We start from the raw sequence: 18,824 nt of genomic DNA on the forward strand, positions 1-18,824 counted from the left end.
CGCCCCCCGGGGCCCCCACCACCCCCCACGAGGAGAAACGTTGCCGCAGGAACGTCCCGGAAGTGCGGGAGAGCACCGCGTCCAGGAGGAGATGGGCACGGCCGACCGCGCGGACCGCTTCTACACCGAACAGGTGCTGGACCACCTCAACCCGCTGATGCGGGAGTTCACCGAGCGGCAGGAGATGTTCTTCCTGTCCACGGCGGACGCCCGGGGGGAGTGCGACAGCACCTTCAGGGCCGGCCCGCCCGGCTTCCTGACCGTGCTGGACGAGCGGACCCTGGTCTACCCCGAGTACCGGGGGAACGGCGTGATGGCCTCGCTGGGCAACCTGCGCGAGAACCCGCACGTGGGCATCCTGATGCTCGACTTCACCCGGGACCGGATCGGACTGCACGTCAACGGCCGCGCGCGGGTGGTCCCGGACGGCGCGATGCGCGCCCTGCACCCCTGGCTCCCGGTGGACGCGGTGCCCGGCCGCAGGCCTCAGCTGTGGGTACGGGTGAGCGTCGTGGAGGCGTACGTCCACTGCTCGAAGCACATCCCGCGGATGGCGAAGGTGCCCCTGCAGGGCGGCCGGGCCTGGGGCACCGACGACGTGCGGCGCAAGGGCGGCGACTACTTCCGGGCGGCCGCCGACGCCGCGCACTCCCGCACCGAGCGGCCCGGCGGCGCGGGCCCGGGTTGGTTCGGCGTCTGAGGCCGCCCCGGTCGGCCCGGGGCCGGCCGGGCCGCCCCGAGGTCAGCCGAGGTCGGCCGAGAGCAGTCCCAGCACGCCTTCGATGTTGCCGTCCAGGTAGTGCCGCAGGGTCAGCGGAACGATCTCCACGGAGGCGAGCCCGACCCGGCTGAAGGGCACGCGGACCACGTCGTACGTCCCCGAGGGCTCGTCCACCTCGGGGCCGTGCCGCCGCGAGGGGTCCATGGAGGCCAGCCGGCACACGAAGAAGTGCTGCACCTTCACGCCGTGCGAGCCGTCCTCGCCGATGTGCTCGACGGTGTCGACGAAGGCCGGAACGACGTCGGTGACCTTGGCGCCGAGCTCCTCGTCCAGCTCTCTGTGGAGCGCCTCGACGATGGTGGCGTCCTCGGCCTCGACCCCGCCGCCGGGGGTGACCCAGTACGGGTGGAGCCCGGGCTTGGTGCGCTTGATGAGCACGAGGGAGTCGCCGTCGAGCAGGATGGCACGGGCGGTGCGCTTGACCACCGGCCGGGTGGCCGGGGCGGTCGGTGCACCGCCCCTGGCAGGTGCTTCGATGTCCGGGGGCATGCCTGAGATCTGCCGCGGCGCGGGAGGCGGCAAACGCTTCCGGGACGGCGAATCGGAACGCCGCGTTCTCGCGGAGGTCACCCGCCGTACGCCGGGCGCGCGGTCACCAGGCCGCGGAGGAGCGCATCAGCTGCTCGTGCACCCGCGCGATGTGCGGCAGCGCGAGCGTCCCGGCGCGCACCGAGACGAAGTACGTGCGCAGGGGTGGCACCGGCGGCTCCAGGAGCGCCTTGGCGGCGCCCGCCGTGATGGCCTCACAGCACAGGTAGCGCGGCAGGACGGCCATGCCGACCCCGGCGACCACGCACTCCAGGACCGCCCTCAGGTCGGGCACGACCACGGCGGGGACGATGGCAGGGGTGGTGTCGAAGACCGCCGACCAGTAGTGGTCGATCAACGGCATGCCCTCGTCGTAGGAGATCACGGGGATGTCGTCGAGGACCTGTGCCCCGTGGGTGCGCACCGCGAGCGGGCCGCCGATCCGCTCCTGCCAGACGGGCGCGGCCACGAGTATCTGCTCCTCGTCCCACAGGGCGCTGGCGGTCAGCAGCCGGTCGCGCGGCCGGAGGGTGCCGATGGACAGGTCGTGGTGGCCCGCGGCCAGGCCGGCCAGGGCCTCGTCCTCGCCGGCCAGCGCGATCCGCAACTGCAGGCCCTCGGCGACCAGCGGGGCGAGGGCGGGGAGGGCGCGCAGGGAGGTGAAGGTGGGCGGCCCGGCGAGGTGCAGGGTGCGGTTGCCCGACTCCTCGTCGAGGTCCGCCTCGGTTATCTCCAGGAGGGCGTCGAGGTGCGGGGCCACCCGGTGGGCCAGGTCGTCCCCGACGGGGGTCGGGGCGACGCCGCGCGGCAGGCGCAGGAACAGAGGGCGGCCCACCTGCCGCTCCAGGCTGCGGATCTGGCTGGTGACGGCGGGCTGCGACAGTCCCAGCAGCTGGGCGGCCCTGGTGAAGGAGCCGGCCCGGTGCACGGTGACGAACGTGCGCAGCAGAGCCAGATCCATGGAACCGCTCCCTCCCGGCCACCGGTACGACCCCAACATATAAATATATCGATAGGTCTGTATCGCAACTGTGATTGGACACTGACGCAGAGTCAACTAGCCTTGTTCGAGCGGATCTCCGCGCGTAAAGCCAGGGTGGTCCGAGCCACGAGGGGGGAGGCTCGGGCCACCCATTCTGCGTAGGTCCCTCTACGTAGATATATCTGTTTGAGATGAACGGGCGGGGTCAGCGCGCGGCGGCGTCCAGGGCCTGCGTCACGTCCCGCAGGATGTCGGCCGCGTCCTCCACCCCGACCGAGAAGCGGACGAAGCCCTCGGGGACCGCGTCGCCGCCCCAGCGCGCCCTGCGTTCTGCGGTGCTGGTCACGCTCCCGAAGCTGGTGGCCTCGGTCGTCAGCAGCAGCTCGGACAGGAAGCGCTCGGCGTGCTCCTTGTCGGGCAGCGTGAAGGACACGACGCTGCCGAACCGGGTCATCTGCGCGGTCGCGACGGCGTGCGCCGGGTCGTCCACCAGACCCGGGTGACGGACGTCGGTCACCTCGGGGCGCCGGCGCAGCGCGGCGGCGAGCTCCAGGGCGTTGGCGGCCTGCTTGTCCACCCGCAGCGCGAGCGTGGACAGCGAACGGTGGGCCAGCCAGGCCTCCATGGGACCGGGGATCGCGCCGACCGTCTTGCGCCACATCCGCACCCCGGCGGCGAGCTCGGGCCGACGGGTGGTCACGTAGCCCAGCAGCAGGTCGCCGTGGCCCGACAGCGCCTTGGTGCCGCTCGCCACCGAGAAGTCCGCGCCCAGGTCGAGCGGACGCTGGCCGAGCGGGGTGGCGAGGGTGTTGTCGACCGCCACGAGCGCGCCCGCGGCGTGCGCGGCGTCGGCCAGCCTGCGGATGTCGCACACGTCGAGGCCCGGGTTGGACGGCGTCTCGATCCACAGCAGCCGGGCGCCCTCCAGCACCTTCAGCTGGGCGTCGCCTGCGGTGGGCGCCAGGCGCACCGAGACCCCGTAGTCCTCCAGGCGGCCCTGGAGGGTGCGGGTCGCCTGGTAGCAGTCGGAGGGCAGCACCACGGTGTCGCCGGAACGCACCTGCGAGAACAGCACGGAGGAGATGGCGCCCATGCCCGAGGCGAAGGCCAGCGTCTGCGCGGGGACGTCCGGGGACTCCAGGGCGGAGATCGCCTCCTCCAGCCGGGTCCAGGTGGGGTTCTCGTCACGGCCGTAGGTGTACGGGCCGGTGACGTCGCCCGGCAGGTGGAAGTGCGCGGCGAACACCGGGCCGGGCAGGGCCGGCTCGTGCGGCCGGGCCGGCGGGCGGCCCGCGTGCACGCTGCGGGTGCTGTCCCCGGGTCTGCTCTCGTACTCCGTCATCGCCCTCTCCTCGCTCTCCCCGTCTTCGCGAACGTACAGGCGGAAGATACCGGTGTACGGGCCAACGAACACGGCCGTCCGCTAGGCGGACGCGAGGGCCTCACGGGCGGCCCGGCCCGCGGCGGCCCCGTAGCCCGCCCCGAACAGGACGGCGTGCACCAGCAAGGGGTGCAACTGGTGCAGCGGCACCCGTTCCCGGCGGCCGGGCACCGGCCGGACCTCCTCGTACGCGGCGAGCACCCGCTCCAGGTGCGGGCAGCCGAACAGCTCCAGCATCGCCAGGTCGGCCTCGGGGTGCCCGCCCTGCGCCGCCGGGTCGACGACGCGGGCGCGGCCGTCGGCGGCGTACAGGACGTTGCCGGACCACAGGTCGCCGTGGATCACCGCGGGCGGTTGCGGGGGGCCGCCGATCCGCGGCAGCAGCTCGCAGACCCGCTCGACCGCGCGGACGTCGGCCGGTGTCACGGCCCCGTCGTCGGCGGCCTGCCGCAGGAAGGGCAGCAGCCGCCGGCCGGCGTGGAAGGAGGGCCAGTCCCCGGGGGAGCCGGGCGCCTGCCCGGAGCCGGACGACGGCAGGGGGAGCGAACCGATGTAGGCGGGGTGCGCCGTCCCGTACCCCGGGGCGGGGACCCGGTGGAGGGCGGCGAGTTCACGGCCCAGGCGCTCGGCGGCGGCCGGGGTGGCGGGGCCGGGCTCGACCCACTCCAGGACGAGCGTGCGGTGGTCGGCGGCGAGCACCTCCGGTACGGCGACCGTGCCGGTCCCGCCCAGCAGCCGCAGGCCCGCGGCCTCGGCGGCGAAGAAGCCCGGCGGCGCGTCCGCGAGGGACTTGGCGAAGACCGTGCCGCCCGAGCGGCGCCGCAGCCGTACCGCCCGGCAGATGGAGCCGCCGCCCACCGGGCCGAGCTCGGTCACCGGCTCGCCCAGCAGGGCGGCGACCCGGTCCGCGGGTCCGGCCGGACGGGTCACGGCGTGGGCGCGGGCTCGCCGAGGGCGTCGCGTACGGCCTCCAGCAGGCCGTCGGCGGCGGCCTCGCACATCTCCAGGCACTCCTCGAAGCCGCCGATGTCCCCGTAGTAGGGGTCGGGCACGTCCAGGCCACGCCCGTCCGCCCCGGCGTCCGCGCCGGGGTCGTAGGAGCGCAGCAGCCGCACCTTGGCGGCGTCCTCCGCGGTCGGCGCCAGCCGGCGCAGGTCCCGCAGGTGGCCGGAGTCGAGGGCGATCACCAGGTCGAGCCCGGCGAACCACTCGGGCTGGAACTGGCGCGCGATGTGCTCGTGCCCGTACCCGGCCGCGCGGAGCACGGCCACGGTGCGGTGGTCGGCGCCGTCGCCCTCGTGCCAGGAGCCGGTCCCCGCGCTGTCCGCGACGACCAGGGCGCCGAGTCCGGCCTCCTCGACACGGGCGCGGAAGACGGACTCGGCCATCGGCGAACGGCAGATGTTGCCGGTGCACACGAAGCACACCCGCAGCGGGGTGCGGGAGGACGGAGCGCTCATGGGCTCCATGATGCAGCCCCGGGGTCAGTCCTCGTCCGGCAGGACCATGTTCAGGGCCCAGGAGACGATGCTGATGATCAGACCGCCGAGGAACGCCGCCCAGAAGCCCTCGACGTGGAAGTCCAGGTCGAGCTCGCCGGAGATCCAGGAGGTGAGCAGCAGCATCAGGGCGTTGACGATCAGCGTGAACAACCCGAGGGTGAGCACGAGCAGGGGCAGCGAGAGCAGTTTCACCAGCGGCTTCACCAGCCAGTTCACCACGCCGAAGACCAGGGCGACGAGGATGAGGGTGAGGGCCTTGTGCGCGGTGTCGTCACCGGTGAGCGTGATGTTGCCCACGAGCCAGATGGCCACCAGCAGGGCCCCGGCGTTCGCGAGCGTCTTGACGACGAAGTTCATCATGGCTGAGATCGTCGCAGAAGTGATCCCACAGGCACAGGGGCGAGAGGGAGCGGGTACGTGAAGGTGTTCCGGCTGGACGACCTGGAGGCCGAGCGGGCCGCCAACGAGGGCGCGTACCTCGGCTTCCTGCGCGAGCGGAACATGTCCGCCGGGCTCTACGCCCTGCGGGCCGGGGAGCTCGACCCGCAGAAACCGCACGCGCAGGACGAGATCTACCTGGTCGTGAGCGGCCGGGCGCTGATCACCGTGGGGGAGGAGACGACGCACGTCGCGCGCGGCAGCGTGGTCTACGTCCCGGCCGGGACGCCGCACCGCTTCCACCACGTCACCGAGGACCTGAACGTCATGGTGGTCTTCTCGCCCCCCGAGGCGTGAGGGCCTTCGCCCCCGGGTTCCCGTAGGGGGAGGGTCAGGGACGGATGGGGACCGCGAGGCCTCCGCAGGGGGCCGCCGCGGCCCTAGCCTGGGAGCGGAAGGACGACAAGGAGGAGGAAACGGTGAAGCTCTTCGAGGGCCTGCCCTGGTGGGTCAAGTGGGTCGCGGTGCCGGTGATCGCGATCGTGGTCTTCGGCGGCATGATCGCCAGCGCGATCGGGTTCCTGTTCTGGCTGCTGTTCAAGGTGCTGGTCTTCGTGGCACTGGTCGGCGGTCTGGTGTACGTGGTCAAGAAGTTCACCTCGTCCTCGTCCGACTCCCGCGACAAGTGGTGACCCCGTGGGGCCCGGTCACCGGGCCCCACGGGAGGTGCGCCGCTCAGTCCTGGAGCCGCACGCGCTCCGGGCCCTGCGGCGCCGCACCGTTCGGTGAGGCGTCGCCGCCGGCGCCGGTCGCGCCGTTCATCTGGGCGAGCAGCTGACGGGCCAGGCCCAGGCCCGTACCACCCATGGTCAGCGCCTTGGCGAACATCTCCGACATCCCGTCGGCGCCGTTCAGCAGCACCATGTGGTCCACGTTGCCGAAGGCCTCGGCGCCCGCCCGGACGATCTCCGGCCAGTTCTCGGCCAGCTGCTGGGCGACGACCGCCTCCTGGTTCTCCGCCAGGGCCGCGGCCCGCGCCTTGATCGACTCGGCCTCGGCCAGGCCCTTGGCCTTCGCGGCCTCGGCCTCCGCCAGACCCCGTGCCTGGGTCGCGGCGGCCTCGGCCTCACCTGTGGCCCGGGTGGCCGCTGCGGCCGCCTCACCGCCGATCCTGGTCTGCTCCGCCTGGGCCGCCGCGGCCGTCTTGACGCGGTTCGCCTCGGCGATGGCGGCCAGTTCCGTCTCGCGGGCCTTCGCCTCGGCCGCCGAGATGCGCGCGTCGCGCTCGGCCTCGGCCAGCGTCCGCTTCTCGTACGCGGAGGCGTCCGCCGGCTTGCGGACGTCCGCCTGCAGCTGCTGTTCGCGCCGCTGCGCCTCCAGTTCGGCGACCCGGGTCTCCTGGACGACGACCTCCTGCCGGGCCGCCGCCTCCGCGAGCGGGCCCGCCTGCCGGGAGGACGCGGTGGCCTTGTCCCGCTCGGCCATGTAACCGGCCTGCAGGATCTGGCTGTCCCGGGTCGCCTCCGCCATGCGGGCCGCGGCCTGCTGCTCGGCCTCGGTGGCCAGCCGGTCCGCCTCCGCCTGCGCGATGCGCGCGTCACGCTGGACGGCCGCGGCGTGCGGAGCGGCCAGGTTGTTGATGTAACCGGTCGGGTCGACGATCTCGTGGATCTGCAGCGAGTCGATGATCAGACCGAGCTTCTCCATCTCCGAGCCCGAGGCGGCCCGGGTCTCGGCGGTGAGCCGCTCCCGGTCCCGGATCATCTGCTCCACCGTCAGCCCGCCCACGATGGAGCGCAGATGACCGGCGAAGACGTTGTGCACCCGCTCGGGCATGAACTTCTGCTGGTCCAGGAAGCGTCGTGCCGCGTTGGCGATGGAGACCATGTCGTCGCCGACCTTGAAGATGACCACGCCGTGCACCTTCAGCGGGATGCCCTGCTGGGTGACGCAGTCCACGTTCAGCTCGGCCTCGTTGAGGTCGAGCGAGAGCCTGCGCACCGCCTGCACGCCGGGCAGGACCAGGGTCCCCCGCCCCGTGACGATGCGGAACCCCATGCCCTCCCCCACACCGTCCGTACGGTGCTTGGAACCCGAGATGACCAGTGCCTCGTTGGGCTCGGCGACCCGCCACATGAGCCGGAACAGGCCGATCAGGATGATGACCGCGACGAGCGCCCCGCCCGCCGCAACGCCGATGAGCATCGGCATACGCCCCCTTACGAATGGCCCCGATCGGGGCCGCGTACGGGAGTGTGCGCCTGTGGGTGACGGTCCGGTAGGTCCTGGCGGATCCTTGTCGCTTTCTTGACGCGGAGCGGAGCGATCCGCTCAGCCGTACGCGGGCGCCACGTACACGGTGCGCGGCGGCAGGTGCTCCACCACCACCACGACCGTGCCTTTCTCGATGCGCTCCCCGGCGGTCGCCGGGTACGCCAGGAACGCCTCCGCACCGCCCCGCACGTGCACGATCACCTCGCCGACCAGCCCCGGCCCGACCGTCCCGGTCACCCGGCCCTGCAGTCCGACCACGTCCCCCGCCCCTCCAAGCTCACTTGGCGCGGCGCCGGTGCCCGCGACCGGTGCCCGTGGGAACAGTGTCGCTGCTGCCGCGGTCCGCCGACACCACCAGCGCGGCCAGTGCCGTCGTCAACGGCACCGCCACCACCAGGCCGATGCTGCCCACCAGGGTGCGCACGATCTCCTCGGCGACCAGCTCGCTGCCCGCCACCGCCAGCACCCCGCGCTCCGCGATGGAGAAGAGCAGCAGCAGCGGCAGCGCCGCACCCGCGTACGCAAGCACCAGGGTGTTGACGACCGAGGCGATGTGGTCGCGGCCGATGCGCATCGCCGCCGAGTACAACTGCCGCGGGCCGGCGGACGGGTTCGCCTCCCGCAGCTCCCACACGGCCGAGGTCTGGGTGACCGTCACGTCGTCCAGGACGCCCAGCGAACCGATGATGATGCCGGCCAGCAGCAGACCGCGGATCTCGATGTCCGGGTAGAGGGAGTGGATCAGCCCCGTCTCGTCCGAGGTGTTGCCGCTGAGCAGCGCCCAGTCGATGAAGACCGAGCCCAGGACGCCGATCAGCAGCAGCGAGCACAAGGTGCCCAGGACCGCCACCGAGGTACGGGCGTTCAGGCCGTGGCACATGTAGAGCGCGATCAGCATGATGGCGCTGCCGCCGACCACCGCCACCAGGAGCGGATTACTGCCGTGCAGGATCGCCGGGAGGATGAACAGCGTCAGCACGGCGAAGCTGATGACCAGCGCGGCCAGCGCCAGGATCCCGCGCAGCCGCCCGACCACGACCACCACCGCGGCGAAGATCCCGGCCAGCAGCCACAGGGGGAACGCCCGGTCGAGGTCGGTCACCGAGTACTGCAGTTCGCGCGGCGCCTGGGGTGCGTACGCCAGCAGCACCTTCTGGTCCTTCGTGTAGTGCCGGGTCTGAGTCGGCTGCACGATCTCGGTGAAGGTGCGGCCCGCGTCCTTGCCCGAGGTGACCTCGATGGTCGCCCGCTGGCAGATCGCCGGGCCGGACGGCGCCGCCGAGGGCCCGGGGGAGGGAGCGGCGCCGGCGCCCGGTTCGGCGTTGACCTCCGAGCACTTGACGTCCTCGACCTTCACCACCCGTCCGGACTGCGTCTGCTGGTCGAAGCCGACGCCGGTGCGGTCGTGCTCCGGCACACCGCCCGGCCACAGCACCACCAGGCCGGCCACCACGGCCGCGACGAAGGGGACGAGGACGGCGGCGATGACCTTGCGCAGGTGCCGGGAGACCGGCGGCACCGGGCCGTGACCGTGTCCGTGACCATGGCCGTGCGCGTGCGGGTGAGTGGAGTCCACCGCCCGATCATCGCAACACCCCCTGGTGTGCGTCAGTGAGGACCCGCTAGCGTTGAGGCACCTTTGCGAACGCGGGAGCTCGGAGCACCGGGCTGAGAGGGCGCTGACCGGCCGAGGGGCCACCAGCTGCGCCGACCGCTGAACCTGTTACCGGGTAATGCCGGCGTAGGGAGTGGGTCTCATGACCATGCAGGATGCACGCGCGCGCGAAATCGGCTGGCACAAGGGGTACGTGACCGGGTCCCGCCCGGACATCGCGGTCCCCGTCCGCCGGGTCCACCTCACCAACGGCCGGGACGTGACGCTGTACGACACCTCCGGCCCGTACACCGACCCGAACGTCACCACCGACGTCCGCCGCGGCCTCCCGCCGCTGCGGGAGAACTGGATCGTCGCCCGCGGCGACACCGAGGAGTACCCCGGCCGCCCCGTCCGCCCCGAGGACGACGGCCTCAAGCACACCTCACCGCGTGGCGGCCTGCGCAACCTGGACGCCGTCTTCCCCGGCCGTCCTCGCCTCCCCCGGCGCGGCCGGCCGGGACAGCCGGCGACCCAGCTGGCGTACGCGCGGCGGGGCGAGGTCACGCCGGAGATGGAGTACGTCGCGCTCCGCGAGGGCGTCTCCCCCGAGGTCGTCCGCGAGGAGATCGCGGCGGGACGCGCCGTCCTGCCGGCGAACGTCAACCACCCGGAGATCGAGCCGATGGTCATCGGCAAGCGGTTCCTGGTGAAGGTCAACGCCAACATCGGCAACTCTGCCGTCACCTCCTCCATCGAGGAGGAGGTGGACAAGATGACCTGGGCCACCCGCTGGGGCGCCGACACGGTCATGGACCTCTCCACCGGCCGCAACATCCACACCACACGCGAGTGGGTGCTGCGCAACTCCCCCGTCCCCATCGGCACGGTCCCCCTCTACCAGGCCCTGGAGAAGGTCGACGGCAAGGCCGAGGAACTGACCTGGGAGATCTACAAGGACACCGTCATCGAGCAGGCCGAGCAGGGCGTCGACTACATGACCGTCCACGCCGGCGTGCTGCTGCGGTACGTCCCGCTGACCGCGCGCCGCAAGACGGGCATCGTCTCCCGCGGCGGGTCGATCATGGCGGCCTGGTGCCTGGCGCACCACCGGGAGAGCTTCCTCTACGAGAACTTCGAGGAGCTCTGCGAGATCCTCGCCGCCTACGACGTCACCTACTCCCTGGGCGACGGCCTGCGTCCCGGCTCCATCGCGGACGCCAACGACGAGGCCCAGTTCGCGGAGCTGCGCACGCTCGGCGAACTCAACAGCGTCGCCAAGCGGCACGGCGTGCAGACGATGATCGAGGGGCCGGGGCACGTCCCCATGCACAAGATCAAGGAGAACATCGACCTCCAGCAGGAGATCTGCGAGGAGGCGCCGTTCTACACCCTCGGCCCGCTCACCACCGACATCGCGCCCGCCTACGACCACATCACCTCCGGCATCGGCGCCGCGATGATCGCCTGGTGGGGCACGGCCATGCTCTGCTACGTCACCCCCAAGGAGCACCTGGGCCTGCCCGACCGCGACGACGTCAAGACCGGCGTCATCACCTACAAGATCGCCGCCCACGCCGCCGACCTCGCCAAGGGCCACCCCGGCGCCCAGGAGTGGGACGACGCCCTGTCCGACGCCCGCTTCGAGTTCCGCTGGGAGGACCAGTTCAACCTGGCCCTCGACCCGGACACGGCGCGGGCCTTCCACGACGAGACGCTGCCGGCGGAGCCGGCCAAGACCGCGCACTTCTGCTCCATGTGCGGGCCGAAGTTCTGCTCGATGAAGATCTCCCAGGACATCCGCCGCCAACACGGCGGTACGCCCGAGGAGATCGAGGCCGGCATGGCGGAGAAGTCCCGCGAGTTCGCCGCCTCGGGCAACCGCGTCTACCTCCCGGTCGCCGACTGACCCGGTATCCGCCGGCAGCCCGTCCGCACGGGCTGCCGGCGGTGCGGTCCCGCGTCGTCGTCGAAGTCGAAGTCCCGTCAGTCCGGGGTGTGGTCCGGGCCGCCGAAGTCGGGGCTGGAGAAGTCGGGGCTGGTGAAGTCGGGGCTCGTGAAGCGGTCCCCGGGTTCGGGGGACGACTCGGGGCCGGGGCTGGAGAAGTCGGGGCGGGAGTAGCCGAGGCGTGGCATCCGGGAGGTGCCGCCGCCGGGGCTCGCGGTGGGGGCGGTCGGGGCGGCGCCGGCGGCCTTGGCGAGGGCGTCGTCGAGGAAGGGCTGCAGCCCCCGCTCCACCAGGGCCCGGCGCCACAGCTCGCGGGCGAGCGCGACGTCACGTGACTCGTCGTCGGGAGGGTCGTGGAGGGCGGTCGAGCCGTTGCGCAGCGCGGTGAGCAGCAGTCCGACCATGCCGATGACGACGCCGCAGGCGGCGACGGCCGCGAAGAGCCAGCCGGCCTGCCGCAGCGGCTGGGCGATCGCCGGTTCGGGGTGCCCGAAGCGCAGGGCGTACCCGAGCACGAGGAAGATGACGGCGGCCGTGCCCGCCAGGATCGGCGTGAGCACGGCGACGACGGCGAACAGCCCTGCCCCCGAGCCGTCGGCGGCGACCGGGGCCGCCGCGGCCGCGTAGCCGATGCCCGGCACGGCCGCGGTGCGTGCCTCGCGGCGTTGCTCCGCGAGGGCCTCGCGGACCTTGACGAACTGCTCGTACTCGGGCGCGGCGCAGGCGGAGATGGGCCCGGCCGCGTTGAGCGCCAGGGTGCGCAACTGCTCGGCGTTGAGGCGGCTGCGCGGGTCGGCGAGGGCGGCCCGCGTGCCCTCCGAGTGCAGAGCCGTGTCGAGGGCGCGCTCGAACTCCGGGCGGTCCTCGGTCAGCAGGTGTGGAGCGCTGTTCATGTGCATCCCCCGATGCTCCGTCTCCGGTGCCGCCCGGAGTTCACGAAGGACTGAGGTCCGGTCCGGCTGGGCGGAAGCGGAGGAGAAGCTGCCTACGGATATCCCGATGGTAGAGCGCGGAGGTGACGCGGTGACAGAGTGTTTCCGGAAAATGGGGGTTTCGGGGACTACAACGGCAGCTGTGCGACCAGGAGTTTGCCGTCCATGGTCACTCCGCCGTCCATGGCCACCGCCAGGTCGTCCGCGTACACGTGCGGTCCCTCGATGACGGCGGACCGGTCCGGCTGCTCGGCGCCGAGCTCCCCGCCGGGCTCGCCGAGCAGGTACGGGATGGGGCTGTGGCCGTGCACGACGCGGTGGCCGCCGTAGGTGTCGAGCAGTTCGCGGGCGGCCTCCGGTCCCGACTCGCCGCGGAAGGCGAAGCGCCGGGTGAACTTGCGGAACAGCTCCCAGCACTCGTCGGCGTCGCCGCGCTGCAGGATGCCGGTGACGGCGTCGTTCATGGCGTCGATGGTGCCGCCGTACTCCAGATACGCGGTGGTGTCGGAGTGCAGCAGCAGGTGGCCGTCGGTGAGGGCGGCCGCGTCCAGCCGGGACATCCAGGCGACGTGGTGGTCCTGCAGCCGCTCCATGTCGGTGGTCTGGCCGCCGTTGAGGCGCCAGGCGGCGAGGAAGGAGGCGGTGCCGGCGGCGGAGTTCACCGGGGTGTCGCCGAAGCGGTGGGCACCGAGCAGCAGCAGTTCGTGGTTGCCCATGAGGGCCCTGGTGTAGCCGCCGGCCGCGGCGGCCTCCGCGGACAGCTGCATGACGAGCTCGATCACGCCGATGCCGTCGGGGCCGCGGTCGGTGAAGTCGCCGAGGAACCACAGGCGGGCGTTGCCGGCCGCCCAGTGGCCCTCGGAGTCGATCAGCCCGGTCGCGTACAGGGCCTCGCGCAGCCGGTCCAGGTAGCCGTGGACGTCGCCGACGACGTAGAGCGGGCCCAGCGCCTGGGGGTCGGTCGCGGTGACCACCGGGAGGTCGTGCTGCGTGGGCGTGTACTCCGGCGGCATCATCCGCTCGTCGATCATGGTCGGTTCGTGCCCGGCCGGGTAGCCGGGTGGGGCCCCGACGGCATCGGCGGGGTGCGCCGACGGCGTCATGGGCGCACCGTGCGCCACCACCTCCGCGGGGTCCTGAGACCAGCCGTACGAGGTACCGGGCATGGGTCCCTGACCTGCCCCCTGAGTCATCGACCCCTCCACCGTCGCGCCACCATCCGCCCATCATAGGAATGACGATGTCGTGGCGTGACACACCTGCTGATAGCGATTTCATCCGGTGCGGACAAATCCGCACGGGGTGGACCGTTCTCGCCCCGGAGGCACCGGTTCCTATCCCCCCGCGGGCCCGCGGGGCGGGCTGACGGTGGTGCGCGGCGAGCGCCGCTGGGAGGAGGTGCGGACGATCAGGTCGGTCGGCATGACCTGCTGCACCGGGCGGCCCGCGTCAACCCCCTCGATGGCGTCGATGAGCAACTGGACGACCGCGGTGCCGATCCGGCCCGGTTTGAGGGAGAGCGTGGTGATCGGGGGCTCGGTCGTCGCGTAGACCATGCTCTCGCTGCAGCAGACCAGCAGGAGGTCGTCGGGCACGCGCAGCCCGTAGCGGCGGGCGGCGGCGAGCAGGTCGGTGCCGTTGGGGTCGAAGAGGCCGTAGACCGCGTCGGGGCGGTCGGGGCGGGCGAGCAGGCGGTCGGCGGCGACGGCGCCGGCGCACGGGTCGTGGGCGGGGTAGGCCTCGACGACGGGTTCCTGGCCGATCCGCTCGCACCAGTTGAGGTAGGCGGTGGTGGACAGGCGGGTGTAGGTGTCGGTGCTGGTCCCGGTGAGCAGGCCGATCCTGCGGGCCCCGGCCTCGGCGAGGTGCTCCAGGATGCCGAGCACGGCGGCCTCGTGGTCGTTGTCGACCCAGGCCTGGACGGGCAGGCTGCCGGCCGGGCGGCCGTCGCTGACCACGGGGATGCCCTGCCGCACCAGCTCGGTGACCATCGGGTCGTGGTCGGAGGGGTCGATCACCACCGTGCCGTCCAGCGCGACGTTGCTCCACACGTCGTGCCGGGAGGAGGCGGGCAGGATGACAAGGGCGTAGCCGCGGGCGAGCGCGGCGGAGGTGGCGGCCCGGGCCATCTCGGCGAAGTAGGCGAACTCCGTGAAGGTGAAGGGTTCTTCGCCGTACGTCGTCACGGTCAGGCCGATCAGCCCCGACCTCCCGGTGCGCAGCGTGCGGGCGGCGGCGGAGGGGCGGTACCCCAGCCGGTCGGCGACCTCACGGACGTGACGGCGGGTGGCGTCGGGCAGTCGGCCCTTGCCGTTGAGCGCGTCGGAGACAGTGGTGATCGAGACGCCGGCCGCGGCGGCCACGTCCCTGATGCCGGCCCGCTCCAGCCGGCGTCCGGCGGGTCGGCTCGCCTGGTGGTTCCCTGCTGCTGTCATGGCGTGGTGATAGTAGGGGTCGGGTGGTCCTTTCGCGGGGTGCCGGAGAAGGCGTTGACAGAGACGTTTCCCCGCACACGCTGCCGGGCGTGGCCGGGAAAGCGCAGGTGGCGGCGGGTGGCTACCACGTGTCACGGGCCCGTCACGGGGTCCCGTCCGCCCCGCCCCCCGCGGTGTGGACGTGCATCAACTCACCCCTTCGAGGGATGCGCGCCACCGCGCGCGCCACCGGCGCGCAGTGCGTCGCACCGCCTGCTGCGTCCGCCGCGAGCCCCTGCCGCGCGCCCGTGGGTCGCAGGGCCTCCCCCGGCCGGGCGGCCGCTCGTATGGTGTGGGGCATGAGCCCCAAACTGCGCCGCGAACTGGACGGCATCCCCACGTACAAGCCGGGCAGACCCCCGGCCGTGGAAGAGGGAGTGACCGCTTACAAGCTGTCCTCCAACGAGAACCCCTACGCGCCGCTGCCCGGTGTCCTGGAGGCGGCCACCGCCGCCGCGGAGAACTTCAACCGCTACCCGGACATGGCGTGCACGGCCCTCCACGGCGAGCTGGCGCACCGCTTCGGCGTGCCGGTGGAGCACATCGCCACCGGCACCGGCTCGGTCGGGGTCGCGCAGCAGCTGCTGCAGTCGACCGCCGGACCGGGTGACGAGGTCATCTACGCCTGGCGGTCCTTCGAGGCCTATCCGATCATCACGCAGATCAGCGGAGCGGCCTCGGTGCCGGTTCCGCTGGACGCGGACGAGACCCACGACCTGGACGCGATGGCCGGGGCGATCACCGACCGGACGCGGCTGGTCTTCGTCTGCAACCCCAACAACCCCACCGGCACGGTGGTCCGCCGGGCCGCGCTGGAGCGCTTCCTGGACCGCGTCCCCTCGGACGTGCTGGTCGTGCTGGACGAGGCGTACAAGGAGTTCATCCGCGATCCCGAGGTCCCGGACGGCGTCGAGGTCTACCGCGACCGTCCCAACGTGGCGGTGCTGCGCACCTTCTCCAAGGCGTACGGGCTCGCCGGGCTGCGCGTGGGGTTCGCGATCGCGCACGAGCCGGTCGCGGCGGCGCTGCGCAAGACGGCCGTCCCCTTCGGGGTGAGCCAGCTCGCCCAGGACGCGGCGGTGGCCTCCCTGCGCGCGGAGGCGGCGCTGCTGGAGCGGGTCGACGCGCTGGTGACCCAGCGGGCCCGGGTCTTCGACGGGCTGACGGCGCAGGGCTGGACGGTGCCGGAGACCCACGCCAACTTCGTGTGGCTGCGGCTGGGGGAGCGCACGGCCGACTTCGCCGCGGCCTGTGAGCGGGCCGGCGTCACCGTCCGTCCGTTCGCGGGGGAGGGCGTGCGGATCACGATCGGCGAGGACGCCGCCAACGACGTCCTGCTCCGTACGGCCGAGGCCTTCCGCAAGGAGCTGTAGCCGCCCCCACGCGCCGTCCCGGGTTCCACGGGGCGTCGTGGCGCCCTTTTCGCCCCCTCCCACCCCCCGGTGTGAGGGGGCGAAAACGTGTGCGGCATACTGAGCTTGTGAATGCGTTCACTTTCACAAGCTCGGCAAGATAGGAGGCGTGGCGTGGACCTGGCACTGGACTCCGTGGCCGTCGCGCGATGGCAATTCGGCATCACGACCGTCTACCACTACCTCTTCGTCCCCCTCACGATCTCCCTCGCCGCGCTGACCGCGGGCCTCCAGACGGCCTGGGTGCGCACGGGCAAGGAGAAGTACCTGCGGGCGACCAAGTTCTGGGGCAAGCTCTTCCTGATCAACATCGCCATGGGCGTGGCCACCGGCCTGGTCCAGGAGTTCCAGTTCGGCATGAACTGGTCGGACTACTCGCGCTTCGTCGGCGACGTGTTCGGCGCCCCGCTCGCCTTCGAGTCGCTCATCGCCTTCTTCTTCGAGTCCACCTTCATCGGCCTGTGGATCTTCGGCTGGGACAAGCTGCCGCAGAAGATCCACCTGGCCTGCATCTGGCTGGTCTCGCTGGGCACGATCCTGTCCGCGTACTTCATCCTCGCCGCCAACTCCTGGATGCAGCACCCGGTCGGCTACCGCTACAACAAGGTCACCGGCCGCGCCGAGCTGACGGACTTCTGGGCCGTGCTCACCCAGAACACCACCCTCGTCGTGGTCTTCCACACGCTGACCGCGGCCTTCCTGACCGGCGCCGCCTTCATGATCGGCATCTCGGCCTACCACCTGGCCCGCCGCAGGCACGTCGCGGTCATGAGGACCTCGCTGCGCCTCGCCCTGGTCACCGCCGTCGTCGCCGGCCTGCTCACCGCGATCAGCGGCGACCGGCTGGGCAAGGTCATGTACGAGCAGCAGCCGATGAAGATGGCCGCCGCCGAGGCCCTGTGGGACGGCGAGTCCCCGGCCCCGTTCTCGATCTTCGCGTACGGCGACGTCGAGAAGGGCCACAACACCGTGGCCGTCGAGGTCCCCGGACTGCTGTCCTTCCTCGCCCACGACGACTTCAGCTCGTACGTCCCCGGCATCAACGACGTCAACAAGGCCGAGCAGGAGAAGTACGGCCCCGGCGACTACCGGCCCAACGTCCCGGTCGCCTACTGGGGCTTCCGCTGGATGATCGGCTTCGGCATGACCTCCTTCGCGGTCGGCCTGGCGGGACTCTGGCTCACCCGCCGCAGGTTCTGGCTCGCCGGGGACCGGCGCACCGCCGACGACGAGCCACCGCACCTGATGCTCACCAGGAACACCGCACTCTCCCCGGCCCTGTCCCGCTGGTACTGGCGGATCGGGCTGCTCACCATGGGCTTCCCGCTGATCGCCAACTCCTGGGGCTGGATCTTCACCGAGAACGGCCGCCAGCCGTGGGTCGTGTACGGGTTGCTGCGCACCGAGGACGCGGTCTCCCCCGGCGTCTCCACCGCCGAGATGCTGACCTCGCTGATCGTCCTCACCGCGCTCTACGCCGTCCTCGCCGTCGTCGAGGTCAAGCTCCTGGTCAAGTACGCCAAGGCCGGGCCGCCCGAGCTCACGGAGGCCGACCTCAATCCCCCCACGAAGATCGGCGGCGACGCCGACCGTCCGATGGCCTTCTCGTACTAGGGAGAGACGGCATGCACCTCCACGACGTCTGGTTCGTCATCATCGCCGTCCTGTGGACCGGCTACTTCTTCCTCGAGGGCTTCGACTTCGGCATCGGCGTCCTCACCCGGCTGCTCGCCCGCGACCGACCCGAACGGCGGGTGCTGATCAACACCATCGGCCCGGTCTGGGACGGCAACGAGGTCTGGCTGATCACCGCCGGCGGCGCCACCTTCGCCGCCTTTCCCGAGTGGTACGCCACCCTCTTCTCGGGCTTCTACCTGCCGCTGCTGGTGATCCTGCTCTGCCTGATCGTCCGGGTCGTGGCCTTCGAGTACCGGGCCAAGCGCAGCACCGAGCGCTGGCAGACCGGCTGGGAACAGGCCATCTTCTGGACCTCCCTGCTCCCCGCCTTCCTGTGGGGCGTGGCGTTCGCCAACATCGTGCACGGGGTGGACATCGACGCCTCCGGCGAGTACACCGGCGGGGTCCTGGACCTGCTCGGCCCCCACGCCCTGCTCGGCGGACTCGTCACGCTCAGCCTCTTCACCTTCCACGGCGCGGTCTTCGCGGCGCTGAAGACCCTCGGTGACATCCGCGACCGCGCCCGCCGCTTCGCCACCCGGGCCGGAGCGGTCACCGCCGTGCTCGCGGTCGCCTTCCTGGCCTGGACGCAGGGCAGCGGCGGGAACACGGCGAGCCTGGCGGCCGCGGCCGTCGCCGTGCTCGCGCTGCTCGCCGCGCTGGGCGCCAACCTGAGGGGCCGCGAGGGCTGGGCGTTCGCCTTCTCCGGGGTCACCGTCACCGCCGTGGTGGCGATGTTCTTCCTGGTGCTCTTCCCGGACGTCATGCCCTCCACGCTGGACCCGGCGTGGAGCCTGACGGTGGAGAACGCCTCCTCGACCCCGTACACGCTGAAGATCATGACCTGGTGCGCCGCGATCGCGGCCCCGCTGGTCGTGCTCTACCAGGCCTGGACGTACTGGGTGTTCCGCAGGCGGATCGGCACCCAGCACATCGCCGAAGCGCACTGAGGAGCTGTTTC

19 protein-coding genes are annotated in these 18,824 nt (G+C 72.0%); 7 read left to right on the plus strand and 12 right to left on the minus strand.

What is annotated here, in order from left to right; all coding sequences use genetic code 11:
• Positions 1–40 precede the first annotated feature (40 nt).
• Positions 41–700 carry a pyridoxamine 5'-phosphate oxidase family protein gene (locus PV341_RS25055; RefSeq protein ID WP_500330936.1) on the plus strand — a complete coding sequence of 220 codons (660 nt, stop codon included), beginning with the start codon at positions 41–43 and terminating at the stop codon, positions 698–700.
• A gap of 42 nt (positions 701–742) precedes the next feature.
• Here PV341_RS25055 and PV341_RS25060 read toward each other — a convergent pair whose 3' ends face one another.
• The 6 genes from PV341_RS25060 to PV341_RS25085 all read right to left on the minus strand — a co-directional run bounded on the left by PV341_RS25060 (position 743) and on the right by PV341_RS25085 (position 5,534).
• Entirely contained in the window at positions 743–1,270 is a 528-nt protein-coding gene (locus PV341_RS25060; protein WP_500330938.1) for an NUDIX domain-containing protein, read from the minus strand.
• Between the two features lie 103 nt (positions 1,271–1,373).
• Positions 1,374–2,270: a LysR family transcriptional regulator gene (locus PV341_RS25065; protein ID WP_499512920.1), complete on the minus strand. Its 897-nt coding sequence runs from the start codon at positions 2,268–2,270 to the stop codon at positions 1,374–1,376.
• 226 nt (positions 2,271–2,496) lie between these two features.
• Positions 2,497–3,633 carry a cystathionine gamma-lyase gene (locus PV341_RS25070; protein WP_499512921.1) on the minus strand — a complete coding sequence of 379 codons (1,137 nt, stop codon included), beginning with the start codon at positions 3,631–3,633 and terminating at the stop codon, positions 2,497–2,499.
• Between the two features lie 81 nt (positions 3,634–3,714).
• Positions 3,715–4,602 (minus strand): fructosamine kinase family protein, encoded by an 888-nt coding sequence (locus PV341_RS25075; RefSeq protein ID WP_500359019.1) that lies wholly within the window; start codon positions 4,600–4,602, stop codon positions 3,715–3,717.
• Positions 4,599–5,132 carry a low molecular weight protein-tyrosine-phosphatase gene (locus tag PV341_RS25080; RefSeq protein WP_500330945.1) on the minus strand — a complete coding sequence of 178 codons (534 nt, stop codon included), beginning with the start codon at positions 5,130–5,132 and terminating at the stop codon, positions 4,599–4,601. Before PV341_RS25080 ends, PV341_RS25075 begins: the two co-directional genes overlap by 4 nt.
• A 24-nt stretch (positions 5,133–5,156) precedes the next feature.
• Positions 5,157–5,534, minus strand: a complete 378-nt coding sequence (locus PV341_RS25085) for a phage holin family protein (protein ID WP_500330947.1) — start codon at positions 5,532–5,534, stop codon at positions 5,157–5,159.
• 57 nt (positions 5,535–5,591) lie between these two features.
• On the opposite strand from PV341_RS25085, the gene PV341_RS25090 reads away from it, so the two are divergent.
• Together PV341_RS25090 and PV341_RS25095 are read left to right on the plus strand one after the other, a co-directional pair.
• Positions 5,592–5,909 carry a cupin domain-containing protein gene (locus tag PV341_RS25090; protein ID WP_499512925.1) on the plus strand — a complete coding sequence of 106 codons (318 nt, stop codon included), beginning with the start codon at positions 5,592–5,594 and terminating at the stop codon, positions 5,907–5,909.
• Between the two features lie 122 nt (positions 5,910–6,031).
• Positions 6,032–6,244: a DUF5326 family protein gene (locus PV341_RS25095; RefSeq protein ID WP_018558186.1), complete on the plus strand. Its 213-nt coding sequence runs from the start codon at positions 6,032–6,034 to the stop codon at positions 6,242–6,244.
• Positions 6,245–6,287: 43 nt separating this feature from the next.
• On the opposite strand, the gene PV341_RS25100 is transcribed toward PV341_RS25095, so the two are convergent.
• From PV341_RS25100 to PV341_RS25110, 3 genes are all read right to left on the minus strand, one after another.
• The gene (locus PV341_RS25100) at positions 6,288–7,763 is read right to left on the minus strand and encodes a flotillin family protein (RefSeq protein WP_500359020.1); all 1,476 of its coding nucleotides are present in this window, start codon (positions 7,761–7,763) and stop codon (positions 6,288–6,290) included.
• Between the two features lie 120 nt (positions 7,764–7,883).
• Entirely contained in the window at positions 7,884–8,084 is a 201-nt protein-coding gene (locus PV341_RS25105; protein WP_018558188.1) for an NfeD C-terminal domain-containing protein, read from the minus strand.
• Between the two features lie 19 nt (positions 8,085–8,103).
• Positions 8,104–9,402, minus strand: coding sequence for a YibE/F family protein (locus PV341_RS25110; protein ID WP_500359021.1), 1,299 nt, complete (start codon positions 9,400–9,402; stop codon positions 8,104–8,106).
• A 181-nt stretch (positions 9,403–9,583) separates the two neighbouring features.
• On the opposite strand from PV341_RS25110, the gene thiC reads away from it, so the two are divergent.
• The gene (gene thiC / locus PV341_RS25115) at positions 9,584–11,329 is read left to right on the plus strand and encodes a phosphomethylpyrimidine synthase ThiC (protein WP_500330955.1); all 1,746 of its coding nucleotides are present in this window, start codon (positions 9,584–9,586) and stop codon (positions 11,327–11,329) included.
• Positions 11,330–11,406: 77 nt separating this feature from the next.
• Here thiC and PV341_RS25120 read toward each other — a convergent pair whose 3' ends face one another.
• From PV341_RS25120 to PV341_RS25130, 3 genes are all read right to left on the minus strand, one after another.
• Entirely contained in the window at positions 11,407–12,267 is an 861-nt protein-coding gene (locus PV341_RS25120) for a hypothetical protein (RefSeq protein ID WP_500330957.1), read from the minus strand.
• 161 nt (positions 12,268–12,428) lie between these two features.
• Positions 12,429–13,466: a metallophosphoesterase gene (locus PV341_RS25125; RefSeq protein ID WP_500330958.1), complete on the minus strand. Its 1,038-nt coding sequence runs from the start codon at positions 13,464–13,466 to the stop codon at positions 12,429–12,431.
• 168 nt (positions 13,467–13,634) lie between these two features.
• Positions 13,635–14,735 (minus strand): LacI family DNA-binding transcriptional regulator, encoded by a 1,101-nt coding sequence (locus PV341_RS25130; protein ID WP_500330959.1) that lies wholly within the window; start codon positions 14,733–14,735, stop codon positions 13,635–13,637.
• A gap of 338 nt (positions 14,736–15,073) precedes the next feature.
• Here PV341_RS25130 and hisC point away from each other — a divergent pair, with 338 nt between their 5' ends.
• The 3 genes from hisC to cydB all read left to right on the plus strand — a co-directional run bounded on the left by hisC (position 15,074) and on the right by cydB (position 18,813).
• The gene (hisC, locus tag PV341_RS25135; protein ID WP_500330961.1) at positions 15,074–16,147 is read left to right on the plus strand and encodes a histidinol-phosphate transaminase; all 1,074 of its coding nucleotides are present in this window, start codon (positions 15,074–15,076) and stop codon (positions 16,145–16,147) included.
• 153 nt (positions 16,148–16,300) lie between these two features.
• Positions 16,301–17,800: a cytochrome ubiquinol oxidase subunit I gene (locus PV341_RS25140; RefSeq protein WP_500330963.1), complete on the plus strand. Its 1,500-nt coding sequence runs from the start codon at positions 16,301–16,303 to the stop codon at positions 17,798–17,800.
• Between the two features lie 11 nt (positions 17,801–17,811).
• The gene (cydB, locus tag PV341_RS25145; protein WP_500330965.1) at positions 17,812–18,813 is read left to right on the plus strand and encodes a cytochrome d ubiquinol oxidase subunit II; all 1,002 of its coding nucleotides are present in this window, start codon (positions 17,812–17,814) and stop codon (positions 18,811–18,813) included.
• Positions 18,814–18,824 lie beyond the last annotated feature (11 nt).

The organism is Streptomyces sp. PA03-1a (assembly GCF_033792805.1).
GTDB lineage: Bacteria > Actinomycetota > Actinomycetes > Streptomycetales > Streptomycetaceae > Actinacidiphila.